This is a genomic window from Serratia sp. OLAL2, from assembly GCF_002752475.1.
Classification (GTDB): Bacteria; Pseudomonadota; Gammaproteobacteria; order Enterobacterales; family Enterobacteriaceae; genus Serratia; species Serratia bockelmannii.
Window position 1 is genome coordinate 116,184 of the sequence record NZ_MSTL01000020.1, and the last position, 18,833, is coordinate 135,016.

At 55.1% G+C, this 18,833-nt stretch carries 15 protein-coding genes and 1 pseudogene; 11 read left to right on the top strand and 5 right to left on the bottom strand.

The annotated features are described in order from the left end of the window. The first annotated feature begins 95 nt into the window (after positions 1–95). Together BVU99_RS22450 and BVU99_RS22455 are read left to right on the top strand one after the other, a co-directional pair. Positions 96–1,139 carry a virulence RhuM family protein gene (locus tag BVU99_RS22450; protein ID WP_099816917.1) on the top strand — a complete coding sequence of 348 codons (1,044 nt, stop codon included), beginning with the start codon at positions 96–98 and terminating at the stop codon, positions 1,137–1,139. A 103-nt stretch (positions 1,140–1,242) separates the two neighbouring features. Next, positions 1,243–2,559: pseudogene (locus tag BVU99_RS22455) on the top strand (IS4 family transposase). A 195-nt stretch (positions 2,560–2,754) separates the two neighbouring features. Here the strand turns inward: BVU99_RS22455 and BVU99_RS22460 are convergent. From BVU99_RS22460 to BVU99_RS22470, 3 genes are all read right to left on the bottom strand, one after another. Continuing rightward, entirely contained in the window at positions 2,755–3,012 is a 258-nt protein-coding gene (locus tag BVU99_RS22460; protein ID WP_025304809.1) for a colicin E3-like toxin immunity protein, read from the bottom strand. An 11-nt stretch (positions 3,013–3,023) separates the two neighbouring features. Beyond that, complete coding sequence (locus BVU99_RS22465; protein WP_099816918.1) at positions 3,024–5,552, bottom strand: colicin-like bacteriocin tRNase domain-containing protein; 2,529 nt, start codon at positions 5,550–5,552, stop codon at positions 3,024–3,026. Positions 5,553–7,121: 1,569 nt separating this feature from the next. Further along, positions 7,122–7,910 (bottom strand): MipA/OmpV family protein, encoded by a 789-nt coding sequence (locus tag BVU99_RS22470; RefSeq protein WP_099816919.1) that lies wholly within the window; start codon positions 7,908–7,910, stop codon positions 7,122–7,124. A 127-nt stretch (positions 7,911–8,037) separates the two neighbouring features. Between BVU99_RS22470 and BVU99_RS22475 the strand changes: the two genes are divergently transcribed. Further along, positions 8,038–8,736: a response regulator gene (locus tag BVU99_RS22475; protein ID WP_099816920.1), complete on the top strand. Its 699-nt coding sequence runs from the start codon at positions 8,038–8,040 to the stop codon at positions 8,734–8,736. Then, positions 8,733–9,908, top strand: coding sequence for an ATP-binding protein (locus BVU99_RS22480; protein WP_025304813.1), 1,176 nt, complete (start codon positions 8,733–8,735; stop codon positions 9,906–9,908). The genes BVU99_RS22475 and BVU99_RS22480 overlap by 4 nt, the downstream gene beginning before the upstream one ends. Positions 9,909–9,943: 35 nt before the next feature. Here the strand turns inward: BVU99_RS22480 and BVU99_RS22485 are convergent, their stop codons facing one another. Continuing rightward, on the bottom strand, positions 9,944–10,846 hold the full coding sequence (locus tag BVU99_RS22485) for a LysR family transcriptional regulator (protein WP_025304814.1): 903 nt from the start codon (positions 10,844–10,846) through the stop codon (positions 9,944–9,946). 140 nt (positions 10,847–10,986) lie between these two features. Between BVU99_RS22485 and BVU99_RS22490 the strand changes: the two genes are divergently transcribed. The 7 genes from BVU99_RS22490 to BVU99_RS22520 all read left to right on the top strand — a co-directional run bounded on the left by BVU99_RS22490 (position 10,987) and on the right by BVU99_RS22520 (position 17,597). Continuing rightward, a complete protein-coding gene (locus BVU99_RS22490; protein ID WP_099816921.1) occupies positions 10,987–12,522 on the top strand; it encodes an MFS transporter in 1,536 nt (511 codons plus the stop codon). Between the two features lie 41 nt (positions 12,523–12,563). After that, complete coding sequence (locus BVU99_RS22495; protein WP_099816922.1) at positions 12,564–13,607, top strand: HlyD family secretion protein; 1,044 nt, start codon at positions 12,564–12,566, stop codon at positions 13,605–13,607. Then, on the top strand, positions 13,604–15,049 hold the full coding sequence (locus tag BVU99_RS22500; protein ID WP_099816923.1) for an efflux transporter outer membrane subunit: 1,446 nt from the start codon (positions 13,604–13,606) through the stop codon (positions 15,047–15,049). Before BVU99_RS22495 ends, BVU99_RS22500 begins: the two co-directional genes overlap by 4 nt. Then, positions 15,030–15,803, top strand: a complete 774-nt coding sequence (locus BVU99_RS22505; protein WP_025304817.1) for a siderophore-interacting protein — start codon at positions 15,030–15,032, stop codon at positions 15,801–15,803. The genes BVU99_RS22500 and BVU99_RS22505 overlap by 20 nt, the downstream gene beginning before the upstream one ends. A 21-nt stretch (positions 15,804–15,824) precedes the next feature. After that, positions 15,825–16,268 carry a universal stress protein gene (locus BVU99_RS22510; protein ID WP_025304818.1) on the top strand — a complete coding sequence of 148 codons (444 nt, stop codon included), beginning with the start codon at positions 15,825–15,827 and terminating at the stop codon, positions 16,266–16,268. 71 nt (positions 16,269–16,339) lie between these two features. Then, positions 16,340–16,852 (top strand): Mpo1-like protein, encoded by a 513-nt coding sequence (locus BVU99_RS22515; RefSeq protein WP_049205736.1) that lies wholly within the window; start codon positions 16,340–16,342, stop codon positions 16,850–16,852. Between the two features lies 1 nt (position 16,853). Beyond that, the gene (locus BVU99_RS22520) at positions 16,854–17,597 is read left to right on the top strand and encodes a nucleotidyltransferase domain-containing protein (protein ID WP_099816924.1); all 744 of its coding nucleotides are present in this window, start codon (positions 16,854–16,856) and stop codon (positions 17,595–17,597) included. Positions 17,598–17,628: 31 nt separating this feature from the next. On the opposite strand, the gene BVU99_RS22525 is transcribed toward BVU99_RS22520, so the two are convergent. After that, a complete protein-coding gene (locus BVU99_RS22525) occupies positions 17,629–18,729 on the bottom strand; it encodes an alkene reductase (RefSeq protein WP_043142322.1) in 1,101 nt (366 codons plus the stop codon). Positions 18,730–18,833 lie beyond the last annotated feature (104 nt).

An 18,833-nucleotide genomic window follows, 5' to 3' on the forward strand; every position in this document is an offset into this window, starting at 1 on the left:
GAAAATAACCGTTGATCGAGTAATGAGCTTCGATGGGCTTCTCTGGCATACTAAGCGAATTACAGCGTTGTAAGTCAGATTAAAGCGGAGGCGACATGACAGACAAGCACTTAACCCAATCACCGGCAGGTGAGTTTGTCATGTTTGCCAGCGATGACGGCGAAGTGCGCGTTGAATGTCGTTTTGAGCAAGAAACGCTGTGGCTGCCCCAGGCGACCATCGCGAATCTTTATCAAGTGACTCCCCAGGCGATTACGCAGCACATCAAAGCGATCTACGAAGAAGCGGAACTTGAACAAAACGCAACCTGTAAGTCTTACTTACAGGTTCAGCAGGAAGGGGGCCGTCAGGTAAGTCGCAATATCCTGCACTATAGTCTGCCCGTTATTCTTGCCGTCGGTTATCGTGTTCGTTCCGCTCGCGGCACCCAATTTCGCCAGTGGGCGACCCAAACGCTCCAGGAATACCTAATCAAAGGCTTCGTGATGGATGACGAGCGGCTTAAAAATCCGCCCGTAGGTTCATCCGCTGTGCCTGATTACTTTGATGAGATGCTAGAGCGCATCCGTGATATCCGTGCCAGTGAGCGTCGGGTTTATTTGCGGGTTAGGGAGATCTTCGCATTAGCTGCCGACTATCAGCCGTCACTTAAAGAGACAACGTTGTTTTTCCAAACAATCCAAAACAAGCTGCATTTTGCCTGCACCGGCCACACCGCTGCCGAACTTATCAATCAGCGGGCTGACGCCAGCCAGCCCCATATGGGCTTGAGCAGCTATAAGGGTGAAGAGGTGCGCAAAAGCGACGTGACGGTGGCGAAAAATTACCTCAATCAAGACGAAGTCAGCGAACTCAATCGCGTGGTCAACATGTGGTTAGATTTCGCTGAAGATCAGGCGCGGCGTCGTCAACAGGTGTTCCTGCGTGATTGGCAGGATAAGCTGGATCAGTTTCTGCAATTTAACGACCGTGACGTTCTACAAGGGGCTGGCACAGTCAGTAAGAAAGCGGCAGATGAAAAAGCGCAGGCTGAATACGTCCTGTATGCCGAGCAGCAGCGCCGCTTAAAAGAAGCGGCGGGGGAACAGGATATTGCCGGTTTACTGCAGTGGAAAACAGACACCAAAAAGCGTCCATAAAGCCCCTTAAAGGGTAACACCGATCGGTTAAGCAAAATGATCGGTTGAACGATCCGGTAGGTAGACGACAATAGCCTCATCAATTCTCTGATGGGGCTTTTTTATGCTTTCGACCTGGCTTGACGATACACAGACATGGGCTGAACCCGCTTCACTTTCCTGTTTTCAGCGTGCCATTCCCCTTGAGTGGATTTCTCAGGTGCTTGATTCTACCAATAAAGCCAGTATTCGTAAGCGTAAGTTCCCCGCAGAACTCGTGGTGTGGCTCATTGTCGGCATGGGCCTGTACCGCGACCGCTCCATCACGGACGTTGTGACAAAACTCGACCTCGTCCTGGGTTCGCAGGAAAGTGAGACTCTGGCTGCCAGCTCTATTGCCCAGGCCCGCCAGCGGCTTAGCGATGAACCGCTTCGCGAACTCTTTACGCTGACGGCCGGACACTGGACTCAACAGGAAGATAAGGATGACCTCTGGCACGGGCTACGGCTGTTCGCTGTTGATGGCACGCTTTTTCGCACACCCGATACGCCCGAACTTGCAGACCATTTTGAGTACATAAAACATCGTCCAGACAGACACACTGAATACCCGATGGTCAGGTTGTGCGCCATGATGTCGCTGCGCAGCCGGTTGATCCATGACGTGAAATTCGGGCCGGCAAACACTGGCGAAGTCAACTACGCGAAGCAGTTATCGCCGCAGGCGAAGAGCCTGACATTGTTTGACCACTGCTATTTATCAGCAGAGTTACTGATTAACTGGCAACGTAGATAGAATGATGCGCACTGGCTGGTTCCCCTGAAAGGGAACACGAAATACCGGGTAGTGGAAACGTTCGGTAAAGGAGATCATCTTGTGGAGATGCAGGTCTCACCACAGGCCCGAAAACAGGACAGCTCGCTCCCTGAATACTGGCAGGTCCGACTAATAGAATATGAAGATGAATCAGGTGATTACAAAGGTTTTATCAGCTCTCTGACCGCTCCGGAGCTGTATCCGGCAGACGCGTTGCGTTATGTGTACCAAGCGCGTTGGAGCATAGAAAACGGCTACGGCGAGCTGAAACAGTTCCAGTTGAGTACAGCCACGCTGTTGCGCAGTCAGAAAATGAGCGGAATATATCAGGAAATATGGGGTCTGTTGACGGCCTATAATCTGATCAGAATGGAGATGAGCCAGATAGCACGGGAAGCCAGGGTGTCTCCGTTACGAATAAGCTTCGTGATGGCGATGAGACTGATCCAGGATGAACTCATCTGGTGCTCACTGGGAAAACCGGGGACAATCCCGACGAAGCTGAAGAAAATGCGGGAGAATGTGAAGCAGTTCATCCTGCCAGAAAAGAGAAAACGGCCCAAAAAGAGGACCGTTCGTATCTCAAAAACCCAGTACCCCGTTCACTCAAAACATCTTAAGTGAACGGTGTTACCTTAAAGGGGGGAGTTTGGAGATCGGAAATTATTGTACTGTAAGGATGTTTTTTAAACATAATCCGTTATCGCAATAGGGTCACTCCTGCACTATACGGTATTCTTAGGGGATTGATCTTAATAACAAAAAAACCCAACAATATTGCAATTGTTGGGCGTTATTTGTTATGGGTAAAATGTCAGATTACCAATTGCCATCCTGATAATCGAACGAGATCTGGTAGGCAAATTTTTCAGGGGAAATTTTTGTCTTGAAATACGGTTGAAGCAATGGAATCCAACCACGTTCAACATTGAACCCACCATTATTAATATTATCTTCCAATGGCAACCCTAAGCCTTCGATAACTGAGCCATCATCCCCAAAGTCCTTAGAGTATTCTTCCCCTACAAATTGACGTGAATCAATTTCAAACCAAACAAGATTTAATTTTAGTCCCATGATAACTCTCCTTACAGATATTTCTTTTTAATGTTGCGTTCAGGTCTCGGCTCTTTAGTACGTACGCCGGTGGTGGGATCAAATGCACCTAGGTGCGTACCGTCGCTGGCTCGATATCCCTCCAGCTCGCCGTGCCGTGAATCCCATTCATAGAATTTACGGCCCTTGTCGCCATACCAGCGTGCTCGAAGGCCTCCTCCCCCCTGAACTGGATTCTTCGACTCACCTTTTTTGAGTTCACCCAGCCCGTGTATATCCTCTGTTTTTGGAGGCCGATGATAATCATGCCCAAATTCTGTTAGCCCTTTGCGGGGTTTGACAAGCTCAGGCTTATCCTCCTTGGCCGGTTTTTTTCGTGGTTTGTTGAACATGACATAAATCGGATCAAGACCACTTTCAACCGGTGGAACCAAAATATAGTCATGGATCTGCTGAACATCACCATTGGGCAATGCAGTCAGCGTTCCTTTCCCTGACACATCGACACTGCCCCCCGTCGAAAGCTTGCCTGCAGGCGCACCAACCGGCGTGACGGTAATAATATAACCGGATACGCTCTTGTCATTCGCCGGTGTCCAGGTCAGAGAGATAGCACCGTCATCAGTGGTAAAGCGTAACTCCCTTTTCACCGCATCCCATGATAGTGGCCTTAGTGGCACCGCACCTTTTACGTTCCGCTCATCAGGGCGAACGATGTTGATGTGGATTTTCTCTTCCCCGACATCCCCCGTCTCACGAGAAACCAGCCGATAAGGTAACCGCACCGAATTATAGTTGCCGAGCGCATTCCTCACATCGTCTCGCGTCAATCCGAACCGACCAACACCCAGGGATGACATGACGGTCAATGCCGGCACGTCCAAACTCTCGGAAAAAACAAAAGAGAGCTGAGCAAACTCAGCCGTGGTGACCTGCCCGTTGGCATACAGTTTTTCCGCAGGTGTCCTCGTCAACGCCGCCGAGGCCCGGGCAAACGCGCCACGGACACCGGCTTCCAGTGTCTCCGTCGTCGCCACCGAATTATAGTTGCTGATAGCAAACCCGCTTTCACGCCAGAAGTAGGCAGTCTGCTCCAGAAACAGCGGACTGGGTTTGCTGCCCATGACCGGCGGATATTTGGGCAAATCGCCATCGCCAACCGTAAGAACGAATTCTTTCTTCGCCTGGTTGCGCCAGAACGCCGCTTGCGCTTGCGGTGACAACGAAGCAATATCCGGATCGGTCGGCTGCCGTGCGCGAATTTTGCTCATATTGTCTTTGGCAATGCGATCAAATTCAGCAACCTGAGCCGCTAGATCCTTTTCTTCCTTACGCAGCCGGGAAAGATCTTCGTTTAATGCAGCAATGGTGCCATTGGTTCTTTCCACGTCACGATGAAATTGTTCGGCTCGTCCCGCCTGACGGCGAGCGCGCGCATTGGCTTCCTGGATAGATTGACGTTCAGCAATTCGCTGATTGAGGGTGATTTGAGCCTGCTTTTCCTCAATCTGTCGCTGGTTGATAGTCCGTTCAGGCAGCAACCATTGATAACTGTGTGACTTTCGGTACTCATCCGTTTGAACTGACTCACGACGTTGGCGTGCATCCTGATAAGTCAGAAATGCCTTGCGTTCGGCTTCGCGTGCATTGACTTCATTTTGCGGAATGATCTCCACCACGGCCACATAAGCCGGCGGCAGATTACTGCCTGGAGGGAACACCACGATACCATCGTGCGTATTGCCACCCGGTTGCGTCGCTGGCAACGGTTTGGCTTCAGCATTATTTATCTCGGTAACACCGTCCACAGGTTTCGCCGTGGTTGGCGGCGCCGGCGCATTGACGCGAATATGAATATCAGGCATGCCCGGTACAATTCCTACCGTATAGACGTCCGGTCGCTTGGTGGGCTTGGCCTCCACAACCGGAACGCTCATCGGTAACGACGGTGAACGAACAACGGCTACTTTTTGCTGCCCCTCATCAACGAGGTCAGCAATACGAGCGCTGACCAGGGTTGCCGGTTGAGTGGGAAGTTGGCCCGGCGGCGTCTGAGTGACCAAATCCGCAGGGAGTGTCGTCACAATATGTCGCACCATAGACATATCATCAGGAGCGATCTTGGTTGGCGTAATGCCTTCCACGACCAATCCCCACAGACTAGTTCGCCACAATGTGCCTACCGTGGGAATACCGAGCGTTTTCACTTTGGTTATCGATTTTGTGATAAACGATTGTACCTTTTGGGATTTCAGTAGGCTGAATCCCCATGCGCCATCGAACAGTGAAAGATTGAACTGTGCCCCCACAGCGACAGACGCTTGTGCTTCCGGAAACAGGCTTAGGTTAACATTGCCGCCACTGTTGGCGGGATCCCTGTCCCCACCATTGTTGCCACCACCAGTATGCCCGCCAGTGTCCTTATCCTTGCCTCCCCATGGGTTGTTTTCTGAACTCCAGCCAGAGTGATCGGATGCATCCACACCCCCACCCAGCCCCGTCGGCCCACCATTCACCCCACCGCCAGGACCGCGGCTGTCTTTACCATCACCACCACTCATAACTCATCTCCTGTTGAAATTGCACACAAATACTGTATGCATATCCAGTTTTTAGCGAGAATTAAAGGAGTTTACAAGTCATTAACCCAGCTGGTTGTTGTGCTGTATATCAAACAAAACAGAGAGGAGGTTTGGGGTGAATGGGGTTTGAGGGCCAATGGAACGAAAACGTACGTCAAGTAGATAATTAATTGTTTAATTTGAAAATTAATGCTCCCTACTCTCCCTTCAAAATATCCTCCGGGAGTATGACTGGTTGCAGAAGCTGGAGTGGGAACGGACGCGCAGCCGGGATTAACCCACATTTGTCAGTGTGACAGCTGTCGCAGGCGGCTGCTTTTTTGTGTCACGCTTGGTATAGACGAGAATAATTATCATTTGATTGGCGGGCTTGAGAGGATGGTTTAGCATCAAACACTATATAAACACAGTGTTTGTGTGCAAAATGACAGATATCAAAAAGGAGATTTTATGGAGCATAAATGGGAAGTTATCCAAACTGACCCCTTAAACCCTACAAGCAAAATCATTTGGGGGCATAATAGGGGGCATGGTTCAAAATCGAAATTGATAAAACTGAGTAAATTCAAATTAATTGGCTATCAAATGCGACTCCTGTGATCTTCCGCCAATCATCGTCTCCCTTGTTCTTCTGTGTTAGCCGAGCTCTGCAGCATAAATGACCGTCCACCTAGATGGATATGAGATCTTGCAGCCAAACAATGAGATTGTCCGGCTGCGCGAGGGATTACTACGGCTACTTATTGAATAGGTGCGTGCCGATGGATAAACAGCCGCTGAGTAAAAAAATGGATGACAGAATAGAAATGTAAATGAGTGACTTCATTCAGGCCTCTGACGATTAGAAAAGCGAAACGCAGCCGGATAACGCAAGCGTTGATGATAGGGTTAAAAGGTAATAGGCAATCTTTAGAAACATAAATTCATCCTGTTTTTGCGGTATCGACTCTCGGTTTGATAACGTCTGATTCATTTTGTAGAAAATGAATAACTGCATATTTAATCCGGCTATCCGGGTCTGGAAGACCGGGGTGTTTTCACTTTGGCGCCATGTTGAGCGTTTCTTTGCAGTGGATTGACACTGGGTTGATGATTTTTTGGCATGCTTTCATTTTGGGTGAATAAACCATTCAGACAGTTAAACTGTAATGAGGAAAGCCATCGTGAAAACCATGTCGTTAATCTTTTTACTGGTATCAATATTCATCACCGCGATTCATTGTCATGAAAGCCCATGTTCCGGCATTCAAAGCGGTATTGCCATACTCGGCAACGGAGCAGGAGCAATAACCTGTGATTTCAAGTCGTGCTCTTCTCATGATGTACCGCAATGCGTTAATGCCCCCAGGCTTTATATATTCAAACCGTTACTAAAGCGTTTGAAAACCGCGTTAAAACCCCAGTTTTTAACTTCATCAGTCAAATTTTCCTGAATCGTCGGTTGAAGAGTAATGAAACTTTAATTACAGCAAGCTATTGAGTGGAGGATCTTTAAAGTCCCATTACTCTTCTGAACGTCACTTTGCGGTTTCAGGTTTTTGCACTGGCTTAGAACGTGTAGCTTATTGCCACGACTCCCGTTGTCCCCTCCTTTTGTTTAACGATAGGGCTACTGGCGGCGTTATCCCCCAGCCAGGTATGGTTAATGCCAACCCATCCACCCCAGGTTTCGGTAAACTGATGCGCCCACGTCAGGCTCACGTCGGTGCCGTAATAACCGCCCGAGCTGTTATAACGAGAGTAACCCGAATTAGCGCTTTGCGTGCTATTAACGCCGTACCAGGTGTTCATATAGCGAGAGTCTGCAAATAATGCGCTGATTTTTAGCGCGACGGTATCCTCCTCATCCAGAACAGGAATGAAATCGACGGAGGTCGCGTAAGATATCCCCTGGCTATCACTCAGCGGCAGGGTGGCTTTTCCCTCTAAGACCAACCATGGCGTTACCGCCCATCCCAAGGCTAAGCCAGTGTTAACGGTAGCTGAAATATCTCCCATGCCTTTAAGCGTGTCAGATCCTTTACGCCAACCTGAATCTTCATCGGTTCGCCCTGAATCATAGCCTATCGTTGGAATGAAATATAAACCGTTCTTGCTTTGGAAACGAAAACCAGCACCATTCATTGAATCGACAAAAAAGTTATCCTGTTGGAAATGAAATTGCGGTGCGGCTCCCCAGGTTTGTTCATTTGAGCCGCTGTATTTAGGCGATGATGCCGCGCCAAGGCTTACGGTAAATGCCGTTCCGCTGTTATCGTTATTACTTGCATGGCTGGGTGGAATGCTGGATATTATCAGCAGAGCCAACGTATTTTTAATGATTTTCTTTTCTAACATTATTAGCCTCGGTATTATGTGTATCGGTATGATAAGACTGTTCACGCAAGGCGGAGTATGCCGATGATTTGTCAATTAACCGTCAATGAATAATCAATAAATAGCCAAGATCCTTCAGGGGAATGAGATGCAAAATAAACGGGTTCTAGTCATTGAAGACGATGTCGATGCGGCAAATGTACTGGAGGCTTACCTTAAGCGTGAAGGCTATAATGTCGCGGTGGTGGGGAATGGGCTGATGGGTTTGAATACGGCTTTAACCTGGAAGCCCGATCTTATATTACTAGATGTGATGTTGCCTGATATGAATGGAACGGAAATATTGGCGGCGCTCAGGCGCAAGGTGAATACGCCGGTTATCATGATCACGGCCATGGGGGAACCTCATGATAAAATTGGCGCTCTTCGCTATGGTGCGGATGATTATATCGTTAAACCCTATAACCCCGGTGAAGTTATGGCACGTGTGCAGGCAGTGTTAAGACGAAGCGGCGGAAGTCAGCTGGCTGGCGAAGAAATATTGCGCTGGGAAAGGCTCGAACTGGATATCGCTAGTATGGTAGCGAGAGTCATCACGAGCGAGGACGGCATCCATGTTCTGGATTTAACATTAACCGAGTTTTCCATTCTCAGTACGTTAATGAAAGCGTCGACACGGCCACTGAGTCGTCAGCTATTACTTGAAAAATGTTTACCTGAAAGCGATGCGCTCGAAAGAGTGGTGGATACGCATGTTTATAATCTAAGACGAAAGCTTGAAGCGGCAGGCGTTGATAACGTGATTTTTAATGTGCGCGGCGTCGGCTATAGGTTTTGCAAATCATGAAAAGGAAAAATAAATCTCTTTTGTTTTGGGTGTCTGTTCGCATCGTCATCGTCGCCATCGTGACGCTTTTTACCATTATTCTGGCGATGTGGGGCATTTTTGCTGCCCAGTATTTTTATGTCATTCATGAAATGCCGGCATCGGTTTACGAAAGATTCTTGGTGCTGCGCGAGAACCCCAGCCTGGACATAGAGGCGTTTCATGAGATCGTCGATACGTATTGGGGGCTGGATTACAGTACACCTTCGCTGACTTCTTTAAATTGGGGATGGCTGCTTATTTTCCTGATCGTTGTCGTTCCATTGATAACGTTAATGTGCGTGCGCATCGCACGCCCTCTTACCGCCCAATTCCGAAATCTCACCGACGTTGCGGAAACCGTGGCTCAGGGAAATTTTAAGCAACAAGCCGAGCTGGTCCAGGCGTGTCCTGATGAAATAATAAGGTTCTCAATAAATTTCAATGAGATGGTCAATAAACTCGCTTTATACGAGCGTGAAATAAAAGCGTCGCATGTGGCGTTGGCCCATGAGTTGCGTTCACCGTTGACCGGGGCTATGGGCCGCCTTCAGGGCATGATAGACAACGTGTTTCCTGCAAGTCAGGCACAGCTGAATATGGTGATGACGCAATTAAAAAACCTGAGTTATTTGACTGACGATCTGTATTTCCTCTCTCTGGCCAGTGCGGGCCAACTGAAATTAAGTAAAAACGTTTTTACTATCAATAGCGTGTTAAAGGAGAGAGTCGCCTGGCTTAAACCTCAGTTGGAGGCTGCGGGCATGTCCATCTCTATCGAGGAGGGCGGGCCGCTTCATTTTATTGGGGATGAATTCAGACTAGGTCAGGTATTCAGCATACTTATCGAAAATATGCTTCGTTATTGTAGCCAGGGCGATCGAATGTGCATTCGTCTCGAACAGACCGCACAGGAAATCGTGTTGGCTTTTCAAGATACGGGGCCTGGCGTTGCACAGGATTATTTGCCGCAAATGTTTGAGCGTTTTACTCGCGGTGAGACTTCCCGCGCGCGCGATTCCGGCGGCAGCGGGCTCGGGCTCTCCATTGCGAAAGCGATTTGCGCTGCCCATCATGGAACGATAAAGGCCAGTCTGCCGGCCGGCAAAGGGCTGTTAATCACGATAAACTTGCCCCTGCCGGCAGTGTCATAATGCGCTGAAGGGGGCATTATGGGCGGCGAACCCCCTCACTCCCGCTGCAAAAAGAACTGCTTGATGGTCTGCCGCAGCCAGCGGTGCGCCGGATCGCGATCCAGGCGCGGGTGCCAGGCCTGGACGATAAACACCGATTCCAGCTCGAGCGGCAGCTCGAGCTCCGCCAACGGCAGGTGGATGTTGCTCACCCCCTGCAGCACGTGGCGCGGCAGCGGCAGGATAAAGTCCGATTTCATGGTCAGCATCATCGCCGAATGAAAGCCCGGCAGGGTCAGGGCGACGTTGCGCTGCAGGCCGAGATCGCGCAGCGCGTCGTCGATCGGCCCCTGCGTGCGTCCGCGGCGAGAAACGCTGATATGCGGGTAATGGGTCAGGGTTTCGGGCGTTACCCGGCCGATGATCGGGTGCCCAGGGCGCACCAGCGCCTGAAAGGTGCTGGTGAACAGGCTCTGCGTCTTGATTTCCGGGTGCCAGTCGCGTGAGGAACCGATCACCAGATCCACTTTGCCGCTGCGCAGCGCGTCATCCTCGCCGTCGCTTTCGGCGATGAATTTCAGGCCGCTCAGCGGCGCCGATTCCCGCAGCGTCTCCAGCAATCCGCCCGCCAGCGCGCCGATAAAGATATCGTTGGCGCGAATGGTGAAGGTTCTGGTCAGCTTGCCGGGTTCGAACGCATCACTCGGTGCGATCAGCGCAGTGGCCTGCTCGATGATGTCGCCGAGCTGGCGTTTCAACTCCAGCGCACGCGGCGTCGGCACCAGATGCTTACCGGCTCTGACCATGATCGGGTCGTCGAACTGCCGGCGGATGCGCCCGAGAATGCGGCTCATTGCCGGCGCGCTCAGATTCATCTTCTCGGCGGCGCCGCTCACGCTCCCTTCTTCCAGCAGCAGATTCAGCGCATAGATCAGGTTGAAATCAATTTTTTGCGGCATGGCCTCTCCGGGGGGGGTGCGCTCAATGGGTTGCGTTTTGTGCAACTAGTTAATTACATCATTTCATTTTAAACAATCGAAATAACTCCGGATACTGCCCACGACAACAAAGATTGAGGCTGAAACAGCAGGAGTGGGGAATGGTTGAGGTGTCTGTTACGCCGCACCACAAAAATCGATGGCTCGCCAGCGCCGGTGAAATCAACGGCCGTACCTGGCTGGGGTTGTTCGGCGTGTTTTTGGCGGTGATGGCCAGCGGCGTGGGGGAAAACGCCAGCAAGTTTGCGCTGGCGGATATACAGGGTGGCATGCTGCTGAGCTTCGATGTCGGCAGCTGGCTGACCACATGCTACGTCACCGGCTTTGTGATCGGTTCCGGGTTCACGCCCTGTTTTTGGCCGACCTTTTCGCTGCGCCGGGTGGCGTTGACGATGTGCGGCATTTACCTGGCCGGTGGGCTGTTGACGCCCTGGTTGGGAGATCAGTATGGCGTGCTGCTGGCGGTGCGCAGCCTGCAGGGCTTCGCCGGCGGCGCGTTGCCGCCGATGCTGATGACGGTGGTGCTGCGTTTTATGCCGCCGCTGATCAAGGTGCTGGGGCTGGGTGCCTACGGCTGGGTCTCGGCCTGGAGCGCTACGTTGGGCGCTACCGCCGCCGCCTTTGCCTTTCACTGGGGCTGGAGCGGGTATTTCTACTGGAACCTGCCGCTGATGGCGATCGCCGCCGTGTGCATCGGTTACGGCCTGCCGCAGGATCCGTTGCGGCTGGAGCGCCTGCGGCAGTTCAACTGGCGCGGCCTGCTGCTCGGCGGCATGGCGCTCGGCATGTTGACGGTGGGCATTTCACAGGGGGAGCGCCTCGACTGGCTGAACTCGCCGCTGATCTACGTTTTATTATTGGGCGGCGGCGGATTATTGGCGTTATTTCTGATTAACGAATGGTATCACCCGCTGCCTTTTTTTAATTTGCAGCTATTAAGCAAAAGGAATTTGTCTTTCTCCTTAATTACGCTGGGTGGCGTGCTGTTAATTATGGTGTCGCTGGTTAATATCACGTCGGGATATTTAGCCGCGATTCAGGGTTATCGTCAGGAACAAACCTCCGACTTAATGCTGTGGGTCGCATTGCCGCAATTAATTACGCTGCCGATCGTCGCCATAATTTGCAATACGCCGCGGGTGGATTGCCGCTGGGTGCTGGCGATCAGCCTGCTGTTGATGGCCACCGCCTGCGTGCTGGCGGCTCAGCTGACGCCGGAATGGAACGGCGACACGTTCCGCGTCATCGCGCTGTTGCAGGCGGTCGCTCAACCGATGGCGATCATCCCGTTGCTGATGCAGGCGACCGGCGGGCTGTTGCCGACCGACGGGCCGTTTGCGGCGGCCTGGTTCAACGCGGTGAAAGGTTTCGCCGCCACCGCTGCCGGCGGCGCCATCGCGCTGCTCAGCCGGCAGCGCGGGGATTATCACGCCGGTACGATCGCCGACGGCTTCGGCTCGGCCTACAGCCGCGCATCGGGGTCGGCGGAGCAGCTGGCGCAGCTTGCCGCCCGGCAGGGCCACGTGCTGGCCAGCGCCGATCTTTATCTGTTGGTTGCCGGCCTGGCGTTATTACTGACCGCGCTGATTTTAGTTATGCCGACCCGTATTTATCCGCCGCGTTCGGTCGCTGCCTGACATTTTATCATCAGAAATAAATATTAATTGGAGTCACTTTTATGGCTAACAAGAAAGTCGCCGTCGCCGTATTGGCGGTTGCCGTCATTACGCTGGGGTTATTAATCAATAAGTTCTTTATTAAAGAGACACAGCAGAATACCAACGACGCCTATATTCGCGCCGATATCTCGCGTATTTCTCCGCAGATTGCCGGTGAAATTGCGCAGGTGTTGGTCAGGGACAACCAGTGGGTCAAACAGGGGGAATTGCTGGCGGTGATCGATCCGCGTGAATCCAACGTCGCATTGGCGCAGGCGACGGCGCAGGAGCAATCCGCCCGCGCCCGCCAGGACGACGCCAGGGCCAACCTGACCCGACAGAGCGCGCTGATCGCCGCCGCGCAGGCGGAGCGGCAGGCGGCGCAGGCGGAGCTGGCGTTTGCGCGCCAGGAGCAGAACCGCTACCAGAGAATGGCCAGCAGCGGCGCGGGTTCACAGCAGGCGGCGCAGCAGGCGACAACGCGAGTGCACACGCTTTCCGCCAATGTGGCGCAGGCGGAGGCGACGCTTAAAGCGGCGCGAAACATGGAGCAGGTGCTGCAAGCCAAGCTGGCGGACAGCGATGCCGAGCTGATGCTGGCGCAGGCGAAGAAAGCGATGGCCGAGCTGAACCTGTCTTACACCCGCATCACCGCGCCGATCGGCGGCGTGATCGGCAAGAAAAGCCTGCGGGTCGGGGAGTTCGTCAAACCGGGCGATGCGCTGCTGGCCATCGTGCCGCAGGACAAGCTGTACATCATCGCCAACTACCAGGAAACCCAGTTGGAAAACATTGCGCACGGGCAGTCGGTGGACATCCATATCGATACCTTTCCCGGCCAAACGCTGAAAGGGCAGGTGGACAGCATCGCGCCGGCTTCCGGCGTCAGTTTCGCGGCCGTGGCGCCGGAGAACGCCACCGGCAACTTCACCAAGATCGTTCAGCGCATCCCGGTGAAAATTGTATTTGATATCAACAAAGAGCACGCCGCTTTGTTGAGCGCCCTGCGCGTCGGCATGTCTGCGGACGTCAGCATCAATACGCTGGACGGGGGCCTGCAATGAACAGAGCCGTGATCCCGCTGCTGTTGATTGCGCTGAGCGGCTGCCGGGCGGTGGGGCCGGACTACGCTCGGCCGCAGAACGCGCTGCCCGAGAGCTGGGGTGAGCAGGCCGGCGGCGGGGCGCTGCCGGTGGCCTGGTGGTCGATATTCAACGATGCGTCGCTGTCGCAACTGGTGCAGCGCGCGGCGGCCGGCAACCTGGATCTGCAGCTCGCCACGGCGCGCATGCAGCAAAGCCGCGCCTTGCTGGGCGTGACAGAGGCGGCGCTGATGCCGGATCTGAGCCTGGACGGCGCCTATCAGCGCCAGCGCGCCACCTCGGTGGGCAGCATGGATCCGTCCGGCAACGGCGGAGAGGCGGATTATAACCTCTGGCGCGGCGGATCCAGCGCCACCTGGGAGCTGGACATGTGGGGCAAGCTGCGTCGCGCGTCGGAAAGTGCGCGCGCCGGCTTTGCCGCTTCGCAGGAGAACCGGCGCGCACTGCTGACGTCGGTGACGGCGGAGGTGGCGAGCGACTATCTACGCCTGCGCGCCACGCAGCAACAGCTGGCGGTGGCGCAGGAAAACCGCGCCACGGCGCTGCGCACGCTGCAGCTGACGCAAAGTCGTTATCAGAGCGGCGCGGGCAACGAACTGGATGTCGATCAGGCGCAGGTGCAGTTGGCGCAGGTGGATGCCCTGCTGCCGACGCTGTTCGATAGGCAGGAACGCTTGATCAACGCCATCAGCCTGCTGTTGGGCGAGCGGCCGGGCGCGCTGAAAGCGATGTTGGCGCCGACGAAGCCCCTGCCGACGCTGGCGCGCGCGGTGCCGATGGGCGTGCCGTCGGATCTGGCGCTGCGCAGGCCGGATATTCGCGAAGCGGCGGAGCGTTTGCATCAGGCAACCGCCGAGATCGGCATCGCCACCGCCGACTACTATCCGCGCATCACGCTGACCGGCAATGCGGGCTATCAGGCACTGGCACTGGCGGATATGGGCAGTTGGTCCACGCATACCTTCGCCATCGGCCCCGCCCTGTATTTGCCGCTGTTCGACGGGGGGAAAATCACCCAACGGGTGCGCCTGAGCGAATACCGGCAGCAGGAAATGGCCATCGCCTACCAGCAAACGGTGTTGCGCGCCTGGCACGAGATCGACGACACGCTTTCCGGCTATCGCGCCCAGCAGCGCCGCCAGACGCACCTGACCGAGGCGCTGGCCGCCAACCGACACGCGTTTGCGCTGGCGCGCGACAGCTATCTGAACGGTGCGAGCGATTTTATCCACGTTCTGAGCACGCAGCGTGCGCTGCTGGATCTGCAGTCCGCGCAAATTGTTTCAGAGGAGGAGACGGCGATCGCCGTGGTGAATATCTATCGAGCGCTGGGCGGCGGCTGGGAACACACCTACCCGTCGGCGGCGCCACAGGAGAAGGCTGATGCACAACACGCTGAATAAGATTGTCGACGAGATGCTGGAAAGAGACACCCGCCGCAAACGGGAGGCCCGGGTGAGCGCCGTGCGGCAAGTCACCGCCCGGATCCGCCGCATCACGTTGAGCGGCGACGATGTGGATAAGTTTATCGCCGATCCGCGCGCGCAGGAGCCGGCCAGTTGGGTCAAAGTGTTCTTCCCGTGGCGCGACACGCTGGCCGGACGGGCTTACACCCTGAGCGGCATCGACAAACTCGCCCGCACTTTCGATATCGATATGGTGCTGCACGGCGAAGGCCCGGCGTCGAACTGGGCGCGCGACGCGATGCCGGGCGACAAGCTGGGGTTCGCCGGCCCTTGCTCCGGCGGCTTCCGGTTGTTGCCGCAAACTCGCTGGCTGCTGTTGCTGGGCGATGAGACCGCGTTGCCCGCCATGCGCACCATTCTCGCCTCGCTGTCCGACCCGTTGCCGGTGCTGTGGTTCGCCGAAGTGGGCGATGCGCAGGAGATTCAGGATGTCGATTATTCCTTTTTGCAGGTGAACAGCTGGCAAATTCGCACCCGACATTTTGACAGCGTGATGAACAGCCCGCTGGTGCAGGCTGTCAGCCATTGCGAACTGCCGTCCGGCGAAGGGCAGGTATGGCTGGCCTGCGAACACCAGATTGCCGCGTACCTGAAGGCGCGCTTTATCAACGAAATGGGTATCTCCCGCGCTGCGCTGTTTGCCAAGGGGTATTGGAAAAAGGGCGAAGCCAACTTCAAGGGCGCGATTTAACTCAGGCGAGTGAGGATGGTTATGATTGAGAGAGTGTTATTGGCGGTGGACTGCTTTGAACACAGCGGCAATGCCCTGGATTTTATGGCGCGCCTGCAAGGCTGCATCGGCGACGTGATCGTGCTGACGGTGGTAGACAATGCCTTTACGCTCAGCCGCAGCGGCCTGCGTTTCGACAGCGATGAGCGCGAGGAGTACCCCGCCGCTCAACGGGAAGAGGCGCTGGCGGAAAAGCAGGTCGGTCAGGTGACGCGGGCGCTGAAGCAGCAGGGTTTCAACGCCCAGGGCTTGCTGGCAGCGGGGACGCCCATCGAGGTGATCCCGGAACAGATGGCGCTGTTCAACTGCGATTTGCTGATCATCTCGCACCGCCACCTGTCTTCGTTGGGGCGCTGGCTGAACGCCTCCGTCACGCGCGGCCTGCTGGATGAGATTGGCCAACCGGTATTGGTGATCCCGCGCTAAGCTATGGGTAAGGGCAGCCGCATGCGGCTGCGCGCGTTCGGCGACGAAGGCCGCACATACCGGAGGTCAACATGCGAAGTCTGGAAGATCAACTTGCCGCTTATGCCGCCTATCATCGCGATGCGCGCAATATCGTCACGCACTTTATCGGCATCCCCCTGATCGTCGTCAGCCTGCTGACGCTGCTCTCCCGGCCGGCATGGGGTGCGGGGTGGCTGCCGTTCTCGCCGGCCTGCGCGGTGGTTATTGTTTCGGCTCTCTATTACCTGCGGCTGAGCCTGCGCCTTGGCGTCATGATGTTGGCGTTGCTGCTGCTGTGCCTCGGGGTCGGCGCCTGGGTGGCGTCGCTGTCGACGGCGGCGTGGCTGAGCGTCGGCATCGGCGGCTTCGTCATCGGCTGGCTGTTTCAGTTTGTCGGGCATTTCTGGGAGGGACGAAAACCGGCGTTTATGGACGACGTGACGGGTCTGATCATCGGCCCGCTATTCGTGCTGGCGGAAGCCTGCTTCCTGGCCGGCGGGCTGCGCGAACTGCAGCGGAACATCGAAATGCGCTCGGGCAAAGTGCGCAACGGGAGGGCATGAGGTGGCGCTGATTCCCACGGTGGCGGCATTTCCGCTGCAGCGGGCTTTTATCCCGCTGCTGGAAGCGCTGACGGCGGGGCTGCCACGCCAATTCCCGGCACTCATCCACAGCATTTACCTCTACGGCAGCGTCGCGCGTGGCGAAGCCCTTCCCGGCGTGTCCGATCTGGACATCACGCTGTTGCTCAACAAGCCAGCCGATAGTGAGGCGTTACAGCGCCTTGAGGCGTGGCGGCAAGCCTTTCAGCTGGAGCAGCGGATCGTGAGCAAGGTCGACTTTGATATCGGCAGCGTTGATGAGGCGTTGGCGCCGGAGCATCACGATTCCTGGGGATTTTGGCTGAAGCATCACTGCCGCTGCCTGTGGGGCGAAGACCTGTCCGCCGCTTTTCCGCTGTTTCAGCCCGATCGGCGCATCGCGTTGGCGGTCAATGCCGATTTGCCCCGCGTATTGGCGCGTTATCGGGAGCAACTGCTGCAGGCCAGGACGGTATCGGATGAGAGGCGCTTAAAGCGCGAAGCGGCCAGAAAACTGATCCGAGCCACCAATATGCTGCGCGCCGAGGGAAGCCCGTTCTGGCCGATAACGTTAACCGACTATGCCGAACAGCTGTTGGCGCTTTATGCAGAGCAGCGAGATGAAATGGACTATTGGTTAGCGCACGCGGTGGGAGAGGCGAATGACGCGGATTTTAGCGACAGAATGATGCGATTTCTCGACTGGATCGAAGCACAGAAAAAATAACGCCGGCTTGAGCCGGCGTTGTCGGCAATCGTTATCCGATCGTCGGGTAATCGGTGTAGCCTTCCCGGCTGCCGCCGAAGAATTTCTCTTTGATTGGCGCATTCAGCGCCAGCCCGTGTTGCAGGCGGTGGGGCAGATCCGGGTTGGCGATGAACGGGCGACCGAAGCCGATCAGATCCGCCCAGCCTTTGGCCAGCGCTTCTTCAGCGCGTTCACGCGTGTATTTGCCCGAGTAAATCAGCGTGCCGCGGAAAATCAGGCGCAGCGATTCTTTGAACGCTGCCGGCATCACCGGGGCATCATCCCAGTCCGCTTCGGCGATGTGAATGTAAGCGGCGCCGATATCGTTCAGCACGCTGGCCGCTGCCAGATAGGTGGCTTCCGGGGTATCGTCCTGCGAGCCCATCAGGGTGGTCAGCGGCGCCAGGCGCACGCCCAGTTTCTCTTTGCCGATGGCATCCGCTACCGCCTGCGCGACTTCCCGCAGGAAACGCAGGCGATTTTGCAGTGAACCGCCGTATTCGTCGTCGCGCTGGTTTTCCCGCGAGTCGATAAACTGATTGATCAGATAACCATTCGCACCGTGCAGCTCTACGCCGTCGAAACCGGCGGCGATAGCGTTGCGTGCCGCTTGAGCGTAGTCGTTAACGATCGCCGGAATTTCTTCCCGCGTTAAGGCGCGCGGTGCGGAGTGCTGCACCATTTCACCCACGCCATGTTCCGGCCCGCGACCTTCGACATCCACGAACACCTTGACCCCGTCGGCCTGGATGGCGGAGGAGGAGACCGGCGCGGCGTGGCCAGGCTGTAAAATGGTATGCGACACGCGGCCGACGTGCCAAAGCTGCGCGAAGATCTTGCCGCCGGCCTGATGTACGGCGTCGGTCACTTTTTTCCAACCGGCGATGTGTTCCGGGGAGTAAATGCCGGGTGTCCAGGCATAACCCTGGCCCTGCTGGCTGATCTGCGTGCCTTCACTGACGATCAGCCCGGCGCTGGCGCGCTGGGCATAATATTCAGCCATCATGTCGGTGGCGACGTCGCCGGCGCCGGCCCGAGAGCGGGTCATTGGCGGCATGACGATGCGATTGTTCAGCGATAAACCGTTTAAAGAATACGAGTCAAAAAGCATGGCGCTTCCCTCTATGTGAATTAGGTCGTAGGGCATTGATGTTTTACTGAGGCCATTATATTTCGTCGTTTAATTCTAAAAACGCGCACAATAACAAAACACTT